At 62.0% G+C, this 15,893-nt stretch carries 14 protein-coding genes and 4 pseudogenes; 5 read left to right on the forward strand and 13 right to left on the reverse strand.

The genetic code is table 11. The features are described 5' to 3' along the window. Nucleotides 1–384: 384 nt before the first annotated feature. From BMI01S_RS33155 to BMI01S_RS33180, 6 genes are all read right to left on the reverse strand, one after another. Entirely contained in the window at nt 385–690 is a 306-nt protein-coding gene (locus tag BMI01S_RS33155; RefSeq protein WP_028232626.1) for a DUF4148 domain-containing protein, read from the reverse strand. Nucleotides 691–990: 300 nt separating this feature from the next. Next, nucleotides 991–1,686, reverse strand: coding sequence for a CBS domain-containing protein (locus BMI01S_RS33160; protein ID WP_028213700.1), 696 nt, complete (start codon nt 1,684–1,686; stop codon nt 991–993). 190 nt (nt 1,687–1,876) lie between these two features. After that, the gene (locus tag BMI01S_RS33165; protein WP_238328002.1) at nt 1,877–2,494 is read right to left on the reverse strand and encodes a response regulator; all 618 of its coding nucleotides are present in this window, start codon (nt 2,492–2,494) and stop codon (nt 1,877–1,879) included. A gap of 28 nt (nt 2,495–2,522) precedes the next feature. Next, complete coding sequence (locus BMI01S_RS33170; protein ID WP_028232625.1) at nt 2,523–4,193, reverse strand: MASE1 domain-containing protein; 1,671 nt, start codon at nt 4,191–4,193, stop codon at nt 2,523–2,525. A 395-nt stretch (nt 4,194–4,588) separates the two neighbouring features. Continuing rightward, nucleotides 4,589–5,365, reverse strand: a complete 777-nt coding sequence (locus BMI01S_RS33175) for an ATP-binding protein (protein ID WP_028232624.1) — start codon at nt 5,363–5,365, stop codon at nt 4,589–4,591. Nucleotides 5,366–5,594: 229 nt separating this feature from the next. Then, the gene (locus BMI01S_RS33180) at nt 5,595–6,533 is read right to left on the reverse strand and encodes a LysR family transcriptional regulator (protein ID WP_028232623.1); all 939 of its coding nucleotides are present in this window, start codon (nt 6,531–6,533) and stop codon (nt 5,595–5,597) included. A 96-nt stretch (nt 6,534–6,629) separates the two neighbouring features. Between BMI01S_RS33180 and BMI01S_RS33185 the strand changes: the two genes are divergently transcribed. Together BMI01S_RS33185 and BMI01S_RS33190 are read left to right on the forward strand one after the other, a co-directional pair. Continuing rightward, entirely contained in the window at nt 6,630–7,643 is a 1,014-nt protein-coding gene (locus BMI01S_RS33185) for a zinc-binding alcohol dehydrogenase family protein (protein WP_028232622.1), read from the forward strand. Between the two features lie 24 nt (nt 7,644–7,667). Continuing rightward, nucleotides 7,668–8,093 carry a GlcG/HbpS family heme-binding protein gene (locus tag BMI01S_RS33190; RefSeq protein WP_028232621.1) on the forward strand — a complete coding sequence of 142 codons (426 nt, stop codon included), beginning with the start codon at nt 7,668–7,670 and terminating at the stop codon, nt 8,091–8,093. Between the two features lie 152 nt (nt 8,094–8,245). Here the strand turns inward: BMI01S_RS33190 and BMI01S_RS33195 are convergent, their stop codons facing one another. The 3 genes from BMI01S_RS33195 to BMI01S_RS41395 form a co-directional block, all read right to left on the reverse strand. Continuing rightward, a complete protein-coding gene (locus BMI01S_RS33195; protein ID WP_042292154.1) occupies nt 8,246–9,289 on the reverse strand; it encodes a methyltransferase in 1,044 nt (347 codons plus the stop codon). Between the two features lie 364 nt (nt 9,290–9,653). After that, nucleotides 9,654–10,469 carry an Hsp70 family protein gene (locus BMI01S_RS44225; RefSeq protein ID WP_407669099.1) on the reverse strand — a complete coding sequence of 272 codons (816 nt, stop codon included), beginning with the start codon at nt 10,467–10,469 and terminating at the stop codon, nt 9,654–9,656. Between the two features lie 273 nt (nt 10,470–10,742). After that, complete coding sequence (locus BMI01S_RS41395) at nt 10,743–10,889, reverse strand: hypothetical protein (protein ID WP_154671445.1); 147 nt, start codon at nt 10,887–10,889, stop codon at nt 10,743–10,745. A 452-nt stretch (nt 10,890–11,341) separates the two neighbouring features. Here BMI01S_RS41395 and BMI01S_RS33205 point away from each other — a divergent pair. Together BMI01S_RS33205 and BMI01S_RS33210 are read left to right on the forward strand one after the other, a co-directional pair. Continuing rightward, nucleotides 11,342–11,714: pseudogene (locus tag BMI01S_RS33205) on the forward strand (Hsp20/alpha crystallin family protein). Nucleotides 11,715–11,895: 181 nt separating this feature from the next. Beyond that, entirely contained in the window at nt 11,896–12,477 is a 582-nt protein-coding gene (locus BMI01S_RS33210; protein WP_028213713.1) for an Hsp20/alpha crystallin family protein, read from the forward strand. Nucleotides 12,478–12,905: 428 nt separating this feature from the next. On the opposite strand, the pseudogene BMI01S_RS33215 reads toward BMI01S_RS33210, so the two are convergent. The 4 genes and pseudogenes from BMI01S_RS33215 to BMI01S_RS33225 all read right to left on the reverse strand — a co-directional run bounded on the left by BMI01S_RS33215 (nt 12,906) and on the right by BMI01S_RS33225 (nt 15,383). Then, nucleotides 12,906–13,155: pseudogene (locus BMI01S_RS33215) on the reverse strand (hypothetical protein). A 107-nt stretch (nt 13,156–13,262) separates the two neighbouring features. Beyond that, a pseudogene (groL, locus tag BMI01S_RS33220) lies at nt 13,263–14,696 on the reverse strand (chaperonin GroEL); the annotation flags it as partial. A gap of 1 nt (nt 14,697) precedes the next feature. Then, a pseudogene (locus BMI01S_RS43410) lies at nt 14,698–14,769 on the reverse strand (co-chaperone GroES); the annotation flags it as partial. After that, nucleotides 14,739–15,383, reverse strand: a complete 645-nt coding sequence (locus BMI01S_RS33225; RefSeq protein ID WP_244145473.1) for a diguanylate cyclase — start codon at nt 15,381–15,383, stop codon at nt 14,739–14,741. The gene BMI01S_RS33225 and the pseudogene BMI01S_RS43410, both read right to left, overlap by 31 nt. 265 nt (nt 15,384–15,648) lie before the next feature. Between BMI01S_RS33225 and BMI01S_RS33230 the strand changes: the two genes are divergently transcribed. Beyond that, nucleotides 15,649–15,891: a hypothetical protein gene (locus BMI01S_RS33230; protein WP_028213717.1), complete on the forward strand. Its 243-nt coding sequence runs from the start codon at nt 15,649–15,651 to the stop codon at nt 15,889–15,891. Nucleotides 15,892–15,893 lie beyond the last annotated feature (2 nt).

The raw sequence follows: 15,893 nt of genomic DNA on the forward strand, positions 1-15,893 counted from the left end.
GTCACAGGCTTCAAGATCGATCCGTTTGGTCCAACGCAGTTCTGGAATGTCGGAATGAATTGACACCTGGACCACACGGCAACGAACGGTCCGTCGCGCGCCGAGGATACTCCTCCCGCAACGACCATTGTCGATCGTCGAGCCGACATTGCAAGCGCCCTTCTCCGTTCGGAAGAAGGGCTCTTAGCCGGCCGTGTTTGGCGTTAGAGGCGGCTAGCGTCTCAGAACTGCAGCGGCACGGGCTGTAAATTCTGACTAAGACGCCAGGTGGATCGGCTCGACTCCCCGATGTTTGCGGTACCTGGCCACCTGGCCGCGTCACCAGAATCGCCACCCGCGCTACCGATAGCCGCCGCCCTGCAAGAGGTTCGTTAACGCAATGGCTTACTGACCGAAGTAAACCGGCTGCAAGCCGGTAACAGGCGCGGGTGCGCCAGACGCAGACGAGCCGCTGACCATCCCGCCGTAGCTGCTTCCGCCGTTTTGCGCGGTCACGCGCGCTTCGGCGGCCTGGATATCAGCTGGATAGTTGGCATTGTCGCCGTCACCGATGCGATAGCCAGCCTGTTCGAGTTGTACGAGCTCGGCGCGCACCTGTTCGCGTGTCACGGCGCTGTCCGCTTGTGCGAACGAGGTAACCGGAGCAGCAATGACAGTAAGCACAACGACAGTTTGCACAAGGAGTTTCATGATTAGGTCCCTCCAACGATTTCGACCCGGGATGCGGCGGGCCTTCCTGGATGCAACCGGCGTCAACGACCCGTCGATGCAGTCTGAAGCAGGAAGCCTTCAAGAGCGCTAGCCGCACATCCGACTGACCCGGACAGTACGGGAAGCGCGCAGTAACACGAGTCCGAGCGGCGCGAAAGCGAGCCGTTTCGCTTCGCTGATTTACTCCCATATCGACTGAGGCCAGGCTCGAGGCAGGGCGCTCTGCCTCGAGCATGGGACCGGGTTGAACGTATGCTAACGGTGAGCCGCGGAACGCCGTTACAGCGTCGGAATTACACCCGAAGACCGCTGCAGGTGGCTCTCTACGCGTTTGACGCCAGGCACACCCTCTGCCGCGATGCGGATTGCGCGCTTTTCTTCGTCGGACTCGATCACACCCCACAGATGCGCGACGCCGTCCTTGACGAGCACGCTCTGTTTTGGCAACCCCCAGCGCTGCCCGTGCATTTCGCGAACGATCGCGTCGCGCAGGCTCGCATCGTCATGCATGTGCCCGTCCACGGGCGGTTCGACGTTCGCGAGCGCGCGAATCAGGTTTGCCCGGCACACGATTCCGATGAGCTTACCGTCCTTCAGCACCGGCACGCGTTTGAGGTGCCGACGCTCCATGAGTTCGGCAATCTGCTGGAGCGGCATGTCTTCAGAAATCGAAATCACCTGATCGGACATGACGTCGCTCACGAGACGACCGTGCTCCTTCACATAGCGCGCCGCCTGGTCGCGAGGGGACGACGCAAGAGCTTCGAGCCACCACGGGCGCCTGCTGCGCCCTGTGCCGTTTTCTACGCGATGCAGCAGGTCGCGATGACTGACAATGCCCACTACCTGTCCGTTCGCATCGACAACCGGCATACCGCCGATATGTTTATCGACAAACAGTTGTGCAGCGTCGTGGATTGTCATGTCCGGACTGGCGGTGACGACTGACGAAGTCATGACGTCGAATGCGCGCATGATCGCTCCTTTGGCGTGGCGCGGCGGATCTTCATTCCTTGGCCACCGTCGCTCGGTTTGGGCAGATGCACCGGCGGCAGAAGCCCGGCGCTGGGCAGTTAGACTGTATGCGGGGCACCCACTCGGATGAATAAGGCGCCCGTCCTAAAAGCGCCTAGGGGATTGCCTTATTCAGTGGACGGGCTCGGCCCTATTGGCTCTCGATCCACTGAATGGCGAAGCGCGTCAGCTCCTTGCCGCTACGGATATTGAGCTTCTCTTTGATATTGGCCTGGTGCGCTTCGATGGTCTTCACGCTGCGGCTCAGCTTCTGCGCGATGTCGCGGGTGCTGAAGCCGAGGCCGATCAGATGCAGGACTTCGAATTCTCGTTCCGACAGGCTCGCAATGGGGCCTTCTGGCTTTTTGCTGGGAACCGCAAACGCGCGTGCGAGCTTCTCATGCATGGCGGCACTCATGTAGATATTTCCCGCCAGCACTTCGCGGATGGCGCTCACGACATGCTCCGTGGCCTCAAGTTTCATCAGGTACCCGTTTGCCCCGGACCGCAGGGCGCGTTCGGCAAAGAGGCTTTCGTCATGCATGCTGAGGACGAGGATTCGCAAATCCGGATGGCGGTGACGCAGCGTCTTGACAAGTTCGAGGCCGGAGTCCGTTTGCAGGCTAATGTCCACAATGGCCAGGTCGGGCTGGCAGTCCATCGCCGCGAGCGCCTCTTCGGCGCTGGCCGCTGAGCAGCAGACGTGCAGATCTTCTTGCAGGTTGAGCAACAGGGTCATCCCGTCCCGGATGATGGGGTGATCATCCACGATGAGGATTTGCGTCGCACGGCTTCGGCTAGCGCACATTCTGTACATGGCCGCAACCCTCGGGGAGCGGATAACTGATGGCGACGGTCGTGCCGCCCAGGCCGTTGCGGGTTACGGTGCACGAGCCGCCCAGCAAGCTGGCCCGGTGACGAAGATTATGCAGTCCAAGACCCGCAGCACGTTCCATTTCTTCGGGGCCGATGCCTATCCCGTCGTCACTGATGGAAAGTGTCTGCAGACCGCCCGCGCGCTGGAGGTCAATCCAGATACGGTGGCCGTGACAATATTTCAGAGCGTTGTTGACGGCTTCCTGTGCTGCACGGTAGAGGTTGACCTGCAGCAGCGGGTCGAGCAAGTCCACATCTGGCGCGATCTCCAGCTTGCAATCCACGCCGTTGAGTGCGCGAGCCGTTTCCGCGAGCGCATGCAGTGCGGCCGCAAGGCCGCCATACTCCATCGCGACCGGGTCCAGACCATGGGCAATCCTGCGGGTCATCAAGGACGCCTGCTTCACCAGGTCGACCAGGATCGCGGCGTCGGCGGCCGCTGGGTGCCCCTGCGTCTGCAGCTTCTGGTTCAAGGCGGCACAGTACAGGCCCAGACTGGTCAAGTGTTGCCCGAGCCCGTCATGCAACTCCTGCCCGATGAGCCGCTGTTGCTGATCGCCGATCTGGATCAGTTCCCCCTCCAGCCGACGGCGCCGCACCATCTCCTCCTTGAGTTCGTTGTTTGCCCTCTCCAGATCTTCCGTGCGTTCCTCGACGCGTCGCTCCAGTTCGATGTGGGCTGCCCGCAGCAGATCATGGGCGCGCCGTTCCTGAGCACGTGCCGCCGCGAGCAGCAGCCCCGTAATCGCGACGACGTTCGCGAACGTGCACCACCTCACGAGGCTGTCCACAGGATCCTCGGCAGCAAAGGGCCCCGTCCCGTGCCTGGTACCCCAGACGGCCAGGGCCGAGATCGTGAGGGTCACGATGCTCGCACCCAGGCGATCGAATCGCAGCGCCCCCCAGATGACGAATGGAAAGATCGCCAGGGCTGCAGGATAGTAGCCATGCCCGGCGAGTTGCGGAGCACCGAAGATCAGGTAGCTCACCCAGACGGTCGCAGCAAGCAGTGCGCACGCTTCCACGGCCCGCTGCGCGGAGCGGATAGGGTTCGAATACCTGAGGAAGCTGAAGAGGGCCGGCGCCACGACGAGGACCCCCATCATGTCGCCGAGCCACCATTTCAAAAGGGCTGCGGCGTACCCGGCCGAGGGCACCAGGCCACCGTATAGCAGTGCGGTTGTGCCAACCAGCCCACTGAGTGCCGGACTCATCACCGCAGCCAGCCCGATGAACGCCAACACGTCATTGATACGTTCAAGGGCAATCTGAAATCGCGTCGCGCGGTTCAGCAGCACGACTGCCGTCAACGGTCCAACCATGGACCCGATGCCTATCACCGCGGCCACGGTTGCCGGCACGCCCGCCGACACATTGGCGACGAAAGAGCCCACTGCAATTCCCGGGGCAACTTCGATGCCAAAAGCGAGCAGCGCAACAAGAGCAATGCCGCTGGAGGGCCAAACAAGAGAGATTGCGCCGCCCACTACCGCATAGGAAAGTCCCAGCTTTGCAGCTGCAAAATACGCCGCTGCAACAATTCCGGCGTGCAGGAAGAGGCTGAACCTGGAATTGTCCCGAATGGTGGCCATTGTTCGCTTCAAATCCAGAAGCCGGGGCGCGAGCACACGAGGTGCTCCGGCGCGTGAACGTGGGGGGCGCCGGTCAGTTTGTGAGCCACCTCGCGCTTGTTCCCACCTGACTTTTCGATTGTGCTGGCAGCCAGCGCGTTAATCAAACACTACACAGCGCAGCTATATGCATCGTCTCCGTGTAATCAGGTTGATACCTTTGTCAACGTACGCCAGCGCCTCGTCCGCTCACCCGGACAAAGCGGCGAAGATTACGAGCCTTCGATCAGACTGCAATCCAGCAAGACGCCTGTCAACGTCGACGTCAGCTCGACGGCGGCAGTCTGATCATCGCCCGCGGAAAACGCCAAATCCGACGCGGCACGTGCATCGTCGAGCGCCTGCCGCAGATCAGACTAGCCCTTTGTCAGTTGCGGTGAGTTTGTACGTGTGCCTCTAACCCCTGCTTCGAAACGCGATGCGAAATAGCGCGCGATGCGGGAAGCAATTTCCTGCGTTTCGTTTTCGGTTTGTAGCTGCTCAAGTGCATACGCCCGCGTCGATTCACTCATCCAGTATGTTGCAACGGGACCGTCAAAGCTGACATTCACCATCGACTTTTCCACGAGTTCGCCAATCCCATCGATTGCAGCACCGATAGTCAAGCCTGAATCGCAGGCGACGGCACACATTGCTTCGAGCGTAAATCCGCCGCCGAACATCGCGAGTCGCCGGAACAGCGCCTGCGCGCCTGGATCGAGCAGCGCGAAGCTCCAGTCGAACGTTGCACGCAGTGTCTTGTGACGTGGCAACGCGGTGCGGTACCCACCCGTCAGGATCGACATCCGGTCGTCAAGGCGCCGACACACACCTTCGATACCGAACGACAAGACGCGAGTTGCCGCCAGTTCGATTGCCAGCGGTATGCCGTCGAGCCGACGGCATATTTCGCCGGCCATCAACGTTTCTGTCCTGTCGAAACACGCCTTTCCCAGTAGCGCCCGTAAGCGCCCGAGAAAAAGGTGCACGGCGGACTGCGCAAGGATCTCCTGTTCGGTGGCGTCATGCGCGGGCACGTCGAGAGGTCCGATACGTATCGTCGTTTCCTTTGTGATGCGCAGCGGCTCCCGGCTCGTGACCAGAACGCGCAACGCAGGGTTGCCGACTGTCAGAGTTTCGACAATCGCGGCCACGTGAGGAATCACATGCTCGGCGTTGTCGAGAACCAGCGTGCGGGGATTGTCCGCCTCGGCCCGGCACCGTGACGATGCAGTCGCGGTCCTCACCTAATGCTTTATGCAGCGCCGAAAGGTGTACCTGGATGTTGTTCTCCTCAACGACCGTATCCGGCCCAACAGGCGTCATGCGCGGGCAACGAAGGTTCGGACATTCAGACGTCCGTTGCGCCCTGGAGGCGGCTATTCAAATCGCGCGTACGGCCTGATTGCCCCCCGATGGATGGCTGGCAAGCAATGCAGCGCAGCGCTCCCGCAAGAATCCATGCAACGCGTTAATCGCCCCCGACAGTTGCGCACGGTGGGCACAAATCAAGTGCAGCGGCGCAGGCTCGCAGTCTTCCGGCGGAAATAACTCCACCAGCCGGCCTGCCTTCAGATCGTCGATGAGGTCCAGTCGCGACTTGTAAACAATGCCTTCCCCCGCTACGGCCCAGCGACGAACGGCATCAGCATCGTCGCTGATGCGATTACCGGTCACGGCCACGGTGCGCTCGCCGCCTCGCAGGGTAAACCGCCAGCGCTCATGGACTTGCTCGCTCCAGACGTACCGAAGGCAGTTGTGCCGCCGCAGATCCTCAACTTTGGTCGGTGCGCCATGCCGTTCGAGGTATGACGGTGCGGCACACAATGCGCGTCGATTGTTGTCGACCAGTTTCATGGCCAGAAGAGACGAATCTGGCAGCGCGCCGTAGCGCACGACTGCATCCAGCGGCTGTCGGATGAGGTCGGCCGCACGGTCGCTTATTTTCACGTGCAGCGACAAACCAGGGTGCCGGTGCTGGAATTCATCGAGCCACGGTAACAGCAGGTTTCGCCCAAAGTCCGACGGGGCGGACAGCCGCAGCGGCCCGGACAGCGCCTCCCGGCCGCTGGCCAGGGCCTGCTGGCCCTGCTCCAGCGCGCTAATCATGGCCCGCGCATGCGGCAGATAACGCTCCCCGGCCTCCGAAAGTTGCATGCTTCGCGTAGACCGCGTAAAGAGGCGCGTGTCCAATGCTTTTTCGAGCCGCTGAACGGATGCACTCGCGTGTGCGGGCGCAATATTCAGCTGGCGCGCCGCCTCCGAGAAGCTGCCGTAATCCACCGTGTGCACGAAGATCTGAACGTCATCGAGTCGAATCATTTTCGTTGAAATGCCGAAACTGTTTGGGCTTCGCGGGTATTTATCCGCGTATCGACGAAAGATAGCATGGTCTCACACCCCAAGGAGATCACGTGTATGAAAGCCATCGGCTTCTATCAGAACCATCCCATCAGCCACCCGCAGGCGCTGCAGGACATCGAGCTGCCCACGCCCGAACTGCGCGAGCACGATCTGCTCGTGGAAGTGAAAGCGGTGTCGGTCAATCCAGTCGATACCAAGATCCGGCGCGGTGGAGATATTCCGGAAGGCGGTGCGCGCATCGCCGGCTGGGACGCGGCGGGAATCGTCCGCGCGACCGGTCCGCTGGTCACGCGCTTCAAGGCAGGCGACCGCGTCTGGTACGCCGGTGACATCACGCGGCCCGGCAGCAACAGCGAACTGCACGCCGTGGACGAACGCATCGTCGGTCCCATGCCGGCATCACTGGATTTCGCAGAGGCCGCTTCATTGCCGCTGACCACGATCACCGCGTGGGAACTGCTGTTCGACCGTCTGCGTGTTCAGGCGGCGGACCCGACCGAACACAACGTGCTCCTCGTGATCGGAGCGGCTGGCGGCGTAGGCTCGATCCTGACGCAGCTGGCGCGCGAATTGACTGGCGTGACGGTCATCGGCACGGCCTCGCGACCGGAAACCCGCGAGTGGGTGCTGGCTCATGGCGCGCACTACGTCCTCGACCATCATCAGCCCTGGGCACCCCAGTTGGCCGCGCTCGGCATCGAGCACGTCACTCACGTTGCCGGGCTCAACAACAGCGCTGCCTATGTGCCGCAAATCGCCGCCGTGCTGCGCCCGGAAGGCCAGTTCGCCCTCATCGACGACCCGGTGGGTCTGGACATCGGTCCGTTCAAGGGGAAATCCATCTCCATTCACTGGGAGCTGATGTTCACCCGCGCGATGTTCACCACCGACACGATCGCACGGCAGCACGCCTTGCTGCGCCGCGCGGCGCAGCTGGTGGACCAGGGCCGCCTCGAGCACACCATGACCCGGCGCATCGCCGGCATCAACGCCGCAGGTCTCATCGAAGCGCATGCGCTGGTCGAGGCCGGCGACATGATCGGCAAGGTCGTCGTCGCCAACCCCTGAACCCTTCTGACAACGGACGTCAACATGACATCGCCAATCATCAACACGACAACGATCAGTCTGGAAGCCGCACAAGCATTAATGGCCGAAGCGCGCCGCGCGTGCGCCGCGCGCGGGTTCGCGGCGACAATTGCCATTACCGATGCAGGCGGTCACCTGCGCGCTTTCGAGCGCGCCGATACGGCCCCGTTCCTGACTGTCGACGTCGCCATCGACAAGGCATGGACCGCCGCGTCATTCGGCATGGCCACGCACCAATGGAATCAGTACATGGCCGATCCTGCCGTTGCCCCGCTGGCGCACCATCCGCGGCTGATGCCGGTCGGCGGTGGCGTACCGATCTTTCACGAAGGGCGCCTGGTCGGGGGCATCGGTGTTTCTGGCGGAACATCGGCTCAAGACCACGAGGCCGCTGAGGAAGCGCTGCGCCACGCAGGGTTTGGCCAGTAAGCCTGGGCCGTTGCGCGAGCGGCTTGCCGTCAATCGACGCTCCACAAGAGCGGAACCGTTGCTCGTGAGAGACCGGTCCAGACTGCCGGATCACTCCGATCATTGTCGCTGAGGCTCTGGCAGTTCGAACGACTGCTTCGGGTCACCGGTTTCTACTTGACTCCAATCACCATTGAATCCGGGCCGGTAAGCGGCTCGACGCGTACCTGCGTAAAGCCGACTTCCTGCATCCATTCGCGACACTGCGCACCGGTATAGTCGAAACCGCCTGGTGTCTCGATAAGCATGTTCAGGCTCATCAGCAGGCCAAAGGCATTGCGTCTGCGGTCATCGTCGATTACCGCGTCGTAGACGATCAGGCAACCTCCGGGAGGTAGCGACGCGTAGCACTTCGCGAGGAGCTCGAGCTTCTGCCCGAGATCCCAGTCGTGGAGGATGTGTCCCATCACAAGCACATCGGCCGCCGGACAGGAATCCTTGAAGAAGTCGCCCGGATAGAAATGCAACCGTTCCTGCAGGCCGTGCGACGCTACGTACTCTTCAAAGACAGGGCCCACTACGGGTAGATCAAAGCCGCCGCCGCGCAAGTGGGGATGGGCGAGCGCGACCTGCACGGGTAAGACACCCTGCGCGGCGCCGATGTCAATGAATGTGCTGTAGTTTTGCCAGGGAAATTGTTGTGCGATCGCCTTGGCCGCGCCCAGGCTGACCCCGCTCATTGCCCGGAGGAAACCCCGTAGCTTGTGTTCGTCGCGATACATCGCGTCGAAGGGGTTGCCACCCAGTTTTACCTCGTTCTGGGGCCGCCCCGTGCGAAGTGCTTCCGTCAGAGAGCCCCAAAACGGATATAACCGGGCGTTGGCCATATCCAGTACTCCACCTACGTAGCCAGGCTTGGCGACGTCCAGAAAAAGCTGGGCGTCTGGCGTATTGCGGTATTTCCCGTCTTCGCGTTCCAGCAGATTCAATGCGACCAGCGCGTCAAGAAAATCAAGGGCCGATCTCGGATGCAGTCCGAGTGCCTCAGTGAGTTCGGCAGCGTCGCGAGGTCCGGTCGCGAGGCACGAGAACACACCGAGTTCGACTGCGGACAATAAGGTTTTGGACGCCCAGAAACCCATGCCTAGCTGGAGTAGCCGTTCAGGGGAGAGTTCCCGCTGACGAGGGTTGTCAGCGCCGGGCTCCTGTTGAACCATGCTCGGTGTGCTTTCCATCATTGCTCCCGGGGGACGTGTGAAGAAGCTTCAGACAGGATAGTAGGCGAAACGAAAGTTTTCGAGCGTTCGCTACCGTACAGACGGGCTCCAGCGGCTCGGCATGTCCGCCGTAACGGGATCGTCTCGCTCCGGATGCTCGTCGCATGTCGCGCCATCAATGCCAATACCGACAAGCGGATCAGATGATCACATGCCCGTCGCACCTGATTTGATCGCAACTCGCACCGCCCGCCGTTCCGGACTCTCTCAATCGCGCACTGAGGTTGCTCCGCTTCGGCGGACTGCTCTGCAGTTGGCGATTTAACTGGCCCACGGCGGCGTCCAGCATCTGCTTTCCTTGCCTTTACCAAACCGGAAAAACGACGTCCGGCTGCGGCGTAAATTGAATGCCCGAGTCTGGGCACGTTACGCGTCCCCTGACGGCAACCCGCTGATTCACGTACGGCAGCAGGAGCATCGGAGCTGGCTCGCCTCCCTGGCCAAGAAGGATGTCGGACACCACCGTGTCGTTGCAGGGCGACGTGGAGGGCCGGTCCAGCGTGATTGTCGTATATTCACCCGGCGCATACTCTCCGCTGCCACGCTGGACTGTCCCCGTGATCCAGATGTCGTGTTGTAGCGGCAATGTCGGCAGCGGCGGGCTGGCTGACATAGCGTTCTCCGACCATAGCCCGGCGATCACAATTAACGGGACCAGGACACTCAATCGTCTTTTCGTGGGGCGAGCCTCTCGACGTCCGGTGCGCCTCACTGTTTCCTTTCCGGCGTCCCTGGTAGCGTGGCGCCGGCTCTCGTCGAAGTATGCGGGAACCGCGATCACCGCCTCGGTAACCGGCTCGTCAACGGAGTCTTCGGCAGTCTTTTTCGTCTTGCGCAGCACTTCCGCAAAGACTTGCGGCGACGCGATCTTTTCGTCGTGCGCTCCGATGCAAGCGCCCCGGTTGTCGCGCTCGAACGCGTAGAGCGTATCCCTGCGTTGGCTGATTGCGTGACGCCTTGTGGGTGCGCCGACCAGTATCTGATCCTCGTCGAGAGATGCAGCGACCAATGGCGTCGTACGGGCGCCATCCGGGTTTTCAATGACATTGAACTGGTTGGCTTCCAGCAGCGCAACGCACGACGCCGTGGTGTCGAGGTCGATGCCGATGATCTTGCCCATGATGTCTTTCCCGATGCTCAACGGTTCAGTTCGTTGCCAGGGCACTCGTGCACGCTTTGCCACCGTGCACGCGTGCATCGCTGGTCCGTTGCCGGCGGTGGCATGGAAAACGTGGTCTCGTCCCGTGGCAATTCGCCGGCCACGGCGGCGAGGTCAGCCCTGCCGAGGCGGCATTCTGCGGCGCCGTGCGCCCGACTTTCGCCGGGTCGACCACACCTGAGAAACGCGTCGCCATGCGCAAGCCGGAACGTTGCCCGCGGGGCAGCCGCGCTGTTACCGGGGGCGCAAGTGCGACGCGATCTGGTGAGATATCTGCCGCACGGCGGCGATGCGGTCGCGCAGCTTGCGCCGGGCGTGCCGCGCGAGCGGCAGCAAGACGCCGGTCAGGACGACGGTCGTGCGGTGGAAGCTCTCGGACAACGTGTGAAGCCAAGCGGCGATGAAGGCAGCTCATCGTCTTCTCCTTCGACGCAGCAAGGAAGAGAACGGGCTTGCGCGCTCCAGTTCGCCTGCCACGCTGCGAGGCAAACAAATCGAAACACGCAGCATGCAACCGGTCCATCACCGGGCACACTGCCTGAGCTGAATACAAGTTAGTTTCACTGATGAAAATTTTCAAGATGATGCGATGAATCCCGGTAACCCGGCCGGGCGAGCCAGTATGCAGCGTTGCGCACTTGAAAAATCCTTGCCAGTTCCAGCCTGGCCTCTTGAAATCCTCGCCAGAGCCGCTATCTTAGGATTCGCTCAGGCAGACGCGCGGGTGCCGTCGTCCAGTGCGCTGCCGGCTTCGATTTGTTTTGCCAGATGGCAGGCGAACTGGTGCGCGTAGGGCCGTTCGCCTCCCTGCATCACTTGGGGAGAACAGCCTCATGAGCGATCTCTTCGGAACCGACCTCTTCAGTGAATTCGACCGGCTGCAGCGGCAGATCTCGAATCTCTTCGGTAATTTCCCCTCCAGTCTCCTGGCGAGCCGGTCACGCGCGTTCCCGCCCGTCAATATAGGCGCCACCAACAACTCAATCGAGATCGTCGCCTTTGTACCGGGCATCAATGCGGAGGAACTCGACATGTCGATCGACAAGGGGCTGCTGACCATCAACGGTCAGCGCAAGCCGGCACTGCCCGATACCAGCGACGACACACGAGCTTATTCGCAGGAAGTCTTCGCGGGCGCGTTCCGGCGGTCATGGAGCTGTTCAGGCGCGCGACAAGAATGGTTGTTCGTCGATCGCCAGCGGATGACGATTACACCCGCCGTCGACTCTCTTGCGCCGTGGACTGGAATGGGAACGTGCGCGGCCGAAGAAGCGCAAGATGGAGCAGAGACCGCTCCCGAGGCCCAGTCCGAAAGCGTCGACGTGGAAATGGTGCCGGTGCAATAGCCGGAATACGATTTTCCTGCCAGATTCGAGAGGAGGAAACGATGAACCCCGATCCGAAAAAGTGGAATCCCTTCAAGTTCCTTCGCGGGGCCGCCCGCAAGTCCGATGCGGACAGCACCGAGAACGGCACGGAAAGGCCGCCGGAGAGCGACAACGAACAATGGCGGGCCTCCCTGCCCGACTTTGCCCGATTGTTCTCTCGAGAACCATGGCGCGCAGTGGAGGAGTTTTTTCACGACCCGTTTGCAGGCCGTAGCGCGCTCGAACGATGGTTCGGCGACTTCAGTTCATCGCGCTTCCAGCCGCGCATCGACGTCGTCGATGAGGGGCCGGTGCTGCGCGTGACCGCAGAACTGCCCGGGATGCAGCGCGAAGACGTGAAGGTGAGCGTCGAGGACGGCGCGATCGTGCTGCGTGGTGAGAAAAAGCAGGATGTGCGCAGTGAGGAAAACGGCTGCTACCGGCTGGAACGTGCCCATGGTCGCTTCGTGCGCACGATCCCGATGCCTGAATATGCCGACCCCGATCACGCACTGGCAAAGTTCGACAACGGTGTGCTCACGCTGACCGTGCCAAAAGCGGAGCCGACGCGATCTGCCAGCCGCACGATCGATATCGGCTAGGGCGAACATGCAAAGCGCTATGACGGCGCGCGCAAATGAGAACTTGGCCGTTACTCCGCTGATTGAGCAGTGGGCTTTCAATCCGTTGGTCACGGGTTCGAGTCCCGTGCGTCGCACGAAACCGGAAAGCCCACGCCACCTGGCAAACGTGGCTCGCGCCTGCGTCCGCGGGTATCGGCCAGACGCAGGCGGCATGGGACACGTTCGGTTCGACAAGGCCTTGAATGGCGGTCAGCTCGCCGAGGTGGCCCGCTCGCGTCCTTGTTGCCCGGAAAAGGTGTATTGAATGCGCGCCAGCGGGCAGCTTCACCGAAGAGCAGGCGGCAGAACGGGGATGACAGGGCATGATGTCTGATTCTGCGGCGGCAGCAAGGCGCTCGTGATGCACGCTATGTCACCAAGCCCCCCAACGCCTGGCCGAGGCGGTTCTATTCAGCCATGAGATGGCGGATAACGAGTGCCGGGTCGGCAATATCCAGAATCAGCCGACGAAGGATGCGCCGGCGCATGTGCTCCTCGTCGAGCGTCCAGGGCGCGCCCTTCTCGCTCAGATAGCGAGCGAGGGCGTCCTTTGTCTGCACCTGCTGGCAGCTCAAGCCGCACGGCCAGCAGTCCCGCCACGACATCATCGATCTCGACGTCGAGCGGTCTTGAGTCAATGCGAAGTTCGAGTTTCATGACGGTCTCCGGTAAAAAGCGGCGCCGCATGACGGAGACAGCGTGCGGCGCCGAACGCATTGCGCCGGTCGCGACTGTTGACCGGCGCAGGCTGGACTCACTCAGGGTCAGTACTCGAGCTCCGGTGCGGCGGATGGCGCCGGTTTGTCGTCCTTGGGCACTTCGGCCACTGTTGCATCCGTCGTCAGGATCAGCCCCGCAATCGACGCGGCGTTCTGCAGTGCCGTGCGCGTGACCTTGGTAGGATCGACCACGCCCGCCTCGACAAGATCGCCGTATTCGCCGGTGGCCGTGTTGTAGCCGAAGTTGCCGTCGCCTTCGAGCACCTTCGCGATGACCACTGAAGGCTCATCGCCAGCGTTCGAGACGATCACGCGCATTGGCGCTTCGAGCGCGCGCAGCACGATCTGAATACCTGCGTCCTGATCACTGTTGAGGCCTTTCAGGGGCATCACGGCCGAACGCGCGCGCACGAGCGCGACGCCACCGCCCGGCACAATGCCTTCCTCGACCGCCGCACGCGTGGCGTGCAGCGCGTCGTCGACGCGGTCCTTCTTCTCCTTCATCTCGACCTCGGTGGCCGCCCCGACCTTGATCACGGCCACGCCGCCGGCGAGCTTTGCCACACGCTCCTGCAGCTTCTCGCGATCGTAGTCGCTCGTCGCTTCCTCGATCTGCACACGAATCGACTTCACGCGCGCTTCGATGCGCTTCTCGTCGCCTGCGCCGTCGATGATGATGGTGTCGTCCTTGCGCACTTCCACTCGCTTCGCGCGCCCTAGATCTTCGAGCGTTGCCTTCTGCAGTTGCTTGCCGGTCTCTTCGGAGATGACGCTCGCGCCAGTGAGGATGGCGATGTCTTCGAGCATGGCCTTGCGGCGGTCGCCAAAACCGGGCGCCTTGACGGCCGCCACCTTGAGGATGCCGCGCATTGCGTTGACCACAAGTGTGGCCAGGGCTTCGCCATCGATGTCTTCTGCGACGATCAGCAGGGGCTTGCCTGCCTTGGAGCTCGCTTCGAGCACCGGCAGCAGATCCCGGATATTCGAGATCTTTTTGTCGTGCAGCAGGATCAATGCGTCGTCGAGATACGCGGCCTGCTTGTCGGGATCGTTGATGAAGTAGGGGCTCACGTAGCCGCGGTCGAACTGCATGCCCTCCACCACTTCAAGTTCATTCTCGAGCGACTTGCCGTCTTCGACCGTGATCACGCCTTCCTTGCCGACCTTTTCCATTGCGTCGGCGATGATTTTGCCGATTGCTTCATCGGAGTTCGCCGAGATCGAACCGACCTGCGCGATCTCCCTGCTCGTGGAAATCGGCTTCGACAGCTTGCGCAGCTCGTCGAGCACGGCAGCGACAGCCTTGTCGATACCGCGCTTCAGATCCATCGGGTTCATGCCGGCTGCGACGTGCTTCATGCCTTCCTGCACGATCGCCTGGGCGAGCACGGTGGCGGTGGTCGTGCCGTCGCCCGCCACGTCGGCGGTCTTCGAGGCGACCTGCTTGACGATCTGCGCGCCCATGTTCTCGAAGCGGTCCGACTTCGCCCTGTTCCGGCTTTTCTGCCGCTGAATCGGGAATCACGATGCCCGAGGCCGTCGTCCGCTGCATTTCGATTCGCTTGACGATAACCCGGTCGTAGAGGGGACGAATATGCATTTCCATCGTGGTACCGGACACGGTGGCCGTCGTCCGCCGTCGGCCTCAAGCGTGTCGTCCGGTTCGTTGAGCGAGAACCATAGGCCGCCCTTGACGGGGCGGAACAGCCAGCGCAGATAGCCGCTGCGCGCGGCAAGCTGCATCAGTTCGCCGCGATCCGTATCGTCATGGAGAAGCTGTGCGTCGGGGGTCCCGTGCAGTCCGTAGTCGCCGAACGCCTGCCGGCAGGCGAGCGCCTCGGCAGCGCTTGCGCCGATCATGTTGCAGCCGCGCCGCTCGACGCGCTCGACTTCCCACGCGCCGGTTTGCCAGGCAGCATCAAGCAGCATGGCGTCCACTGTCTCGAAGCTGTACCACGGGGCGTCGAGCTGGAGGGCCGATCCTGGAACCGGTCGTGGCGGGATCTCAATGCCGGGCAGGACGAGCGGCGTCGCGCGCCGGAATCCATGCCAGTGAAGTATGGCGATGAGCGGCGTATTCACTCGCGCCGCCGCCGTGACCGTAACGGCAAAGAGCGGCAGGCGCACTATGTCGATCTGCTCCTGAAGCCTGTCGAAAAGATCCATGAAGCCTCCCGGTAGATATGCTGCAGGGCCTCTTGAAATTTCCGTTCCTTGCGCTATTTTATGCATCGCTCAGGCAGTCGCGATAAGCGCTGCGTGCTTCGATTCCGGCCAGGCGACGGACATCTGGTGCCGGAACATGGACGCTGAATCGCTGCGCAATCGCAACGACAGGTCGAGGAACGACGGGTGCTACACAGAACGGACTGGACCCGAATTCCGCGTGTCCGGACATGTTTCGGACACGCCTCTCAACCGGAGGTGTGATATGCAAACGGATAAAGTCGTCGAATATCACGGCTGCGAGCTCCGGCCGGTAGTCACCGCCACCGAGCGTGGCCGTTACACAGCTGCGGCCATCGTCACCGACCGGGCGGGCGAAATACGCACGCTTGGTGTCGACGGAGATTTCGCCAACGCGCAGGAGGCACGCGACGAAGCGCTGGAACTTGCCGTCGCATGGATTCAGGAACGCTCAGTGGTTTCGGACCGATATGTCCGACGGACCTAGCA

This window comes from Paraburkholderia mimosarum LMG 23256 = NBRC 106338 (assembly GCF_000739815.1).
Classification (GTDB): domain Bacteria; phylum Pseudomonadota; class Gammaproteobacteria; order Burkholderiales; family Burkholderiaceae; genus Paraburkholderia; species Paraburkholderia mimosarum.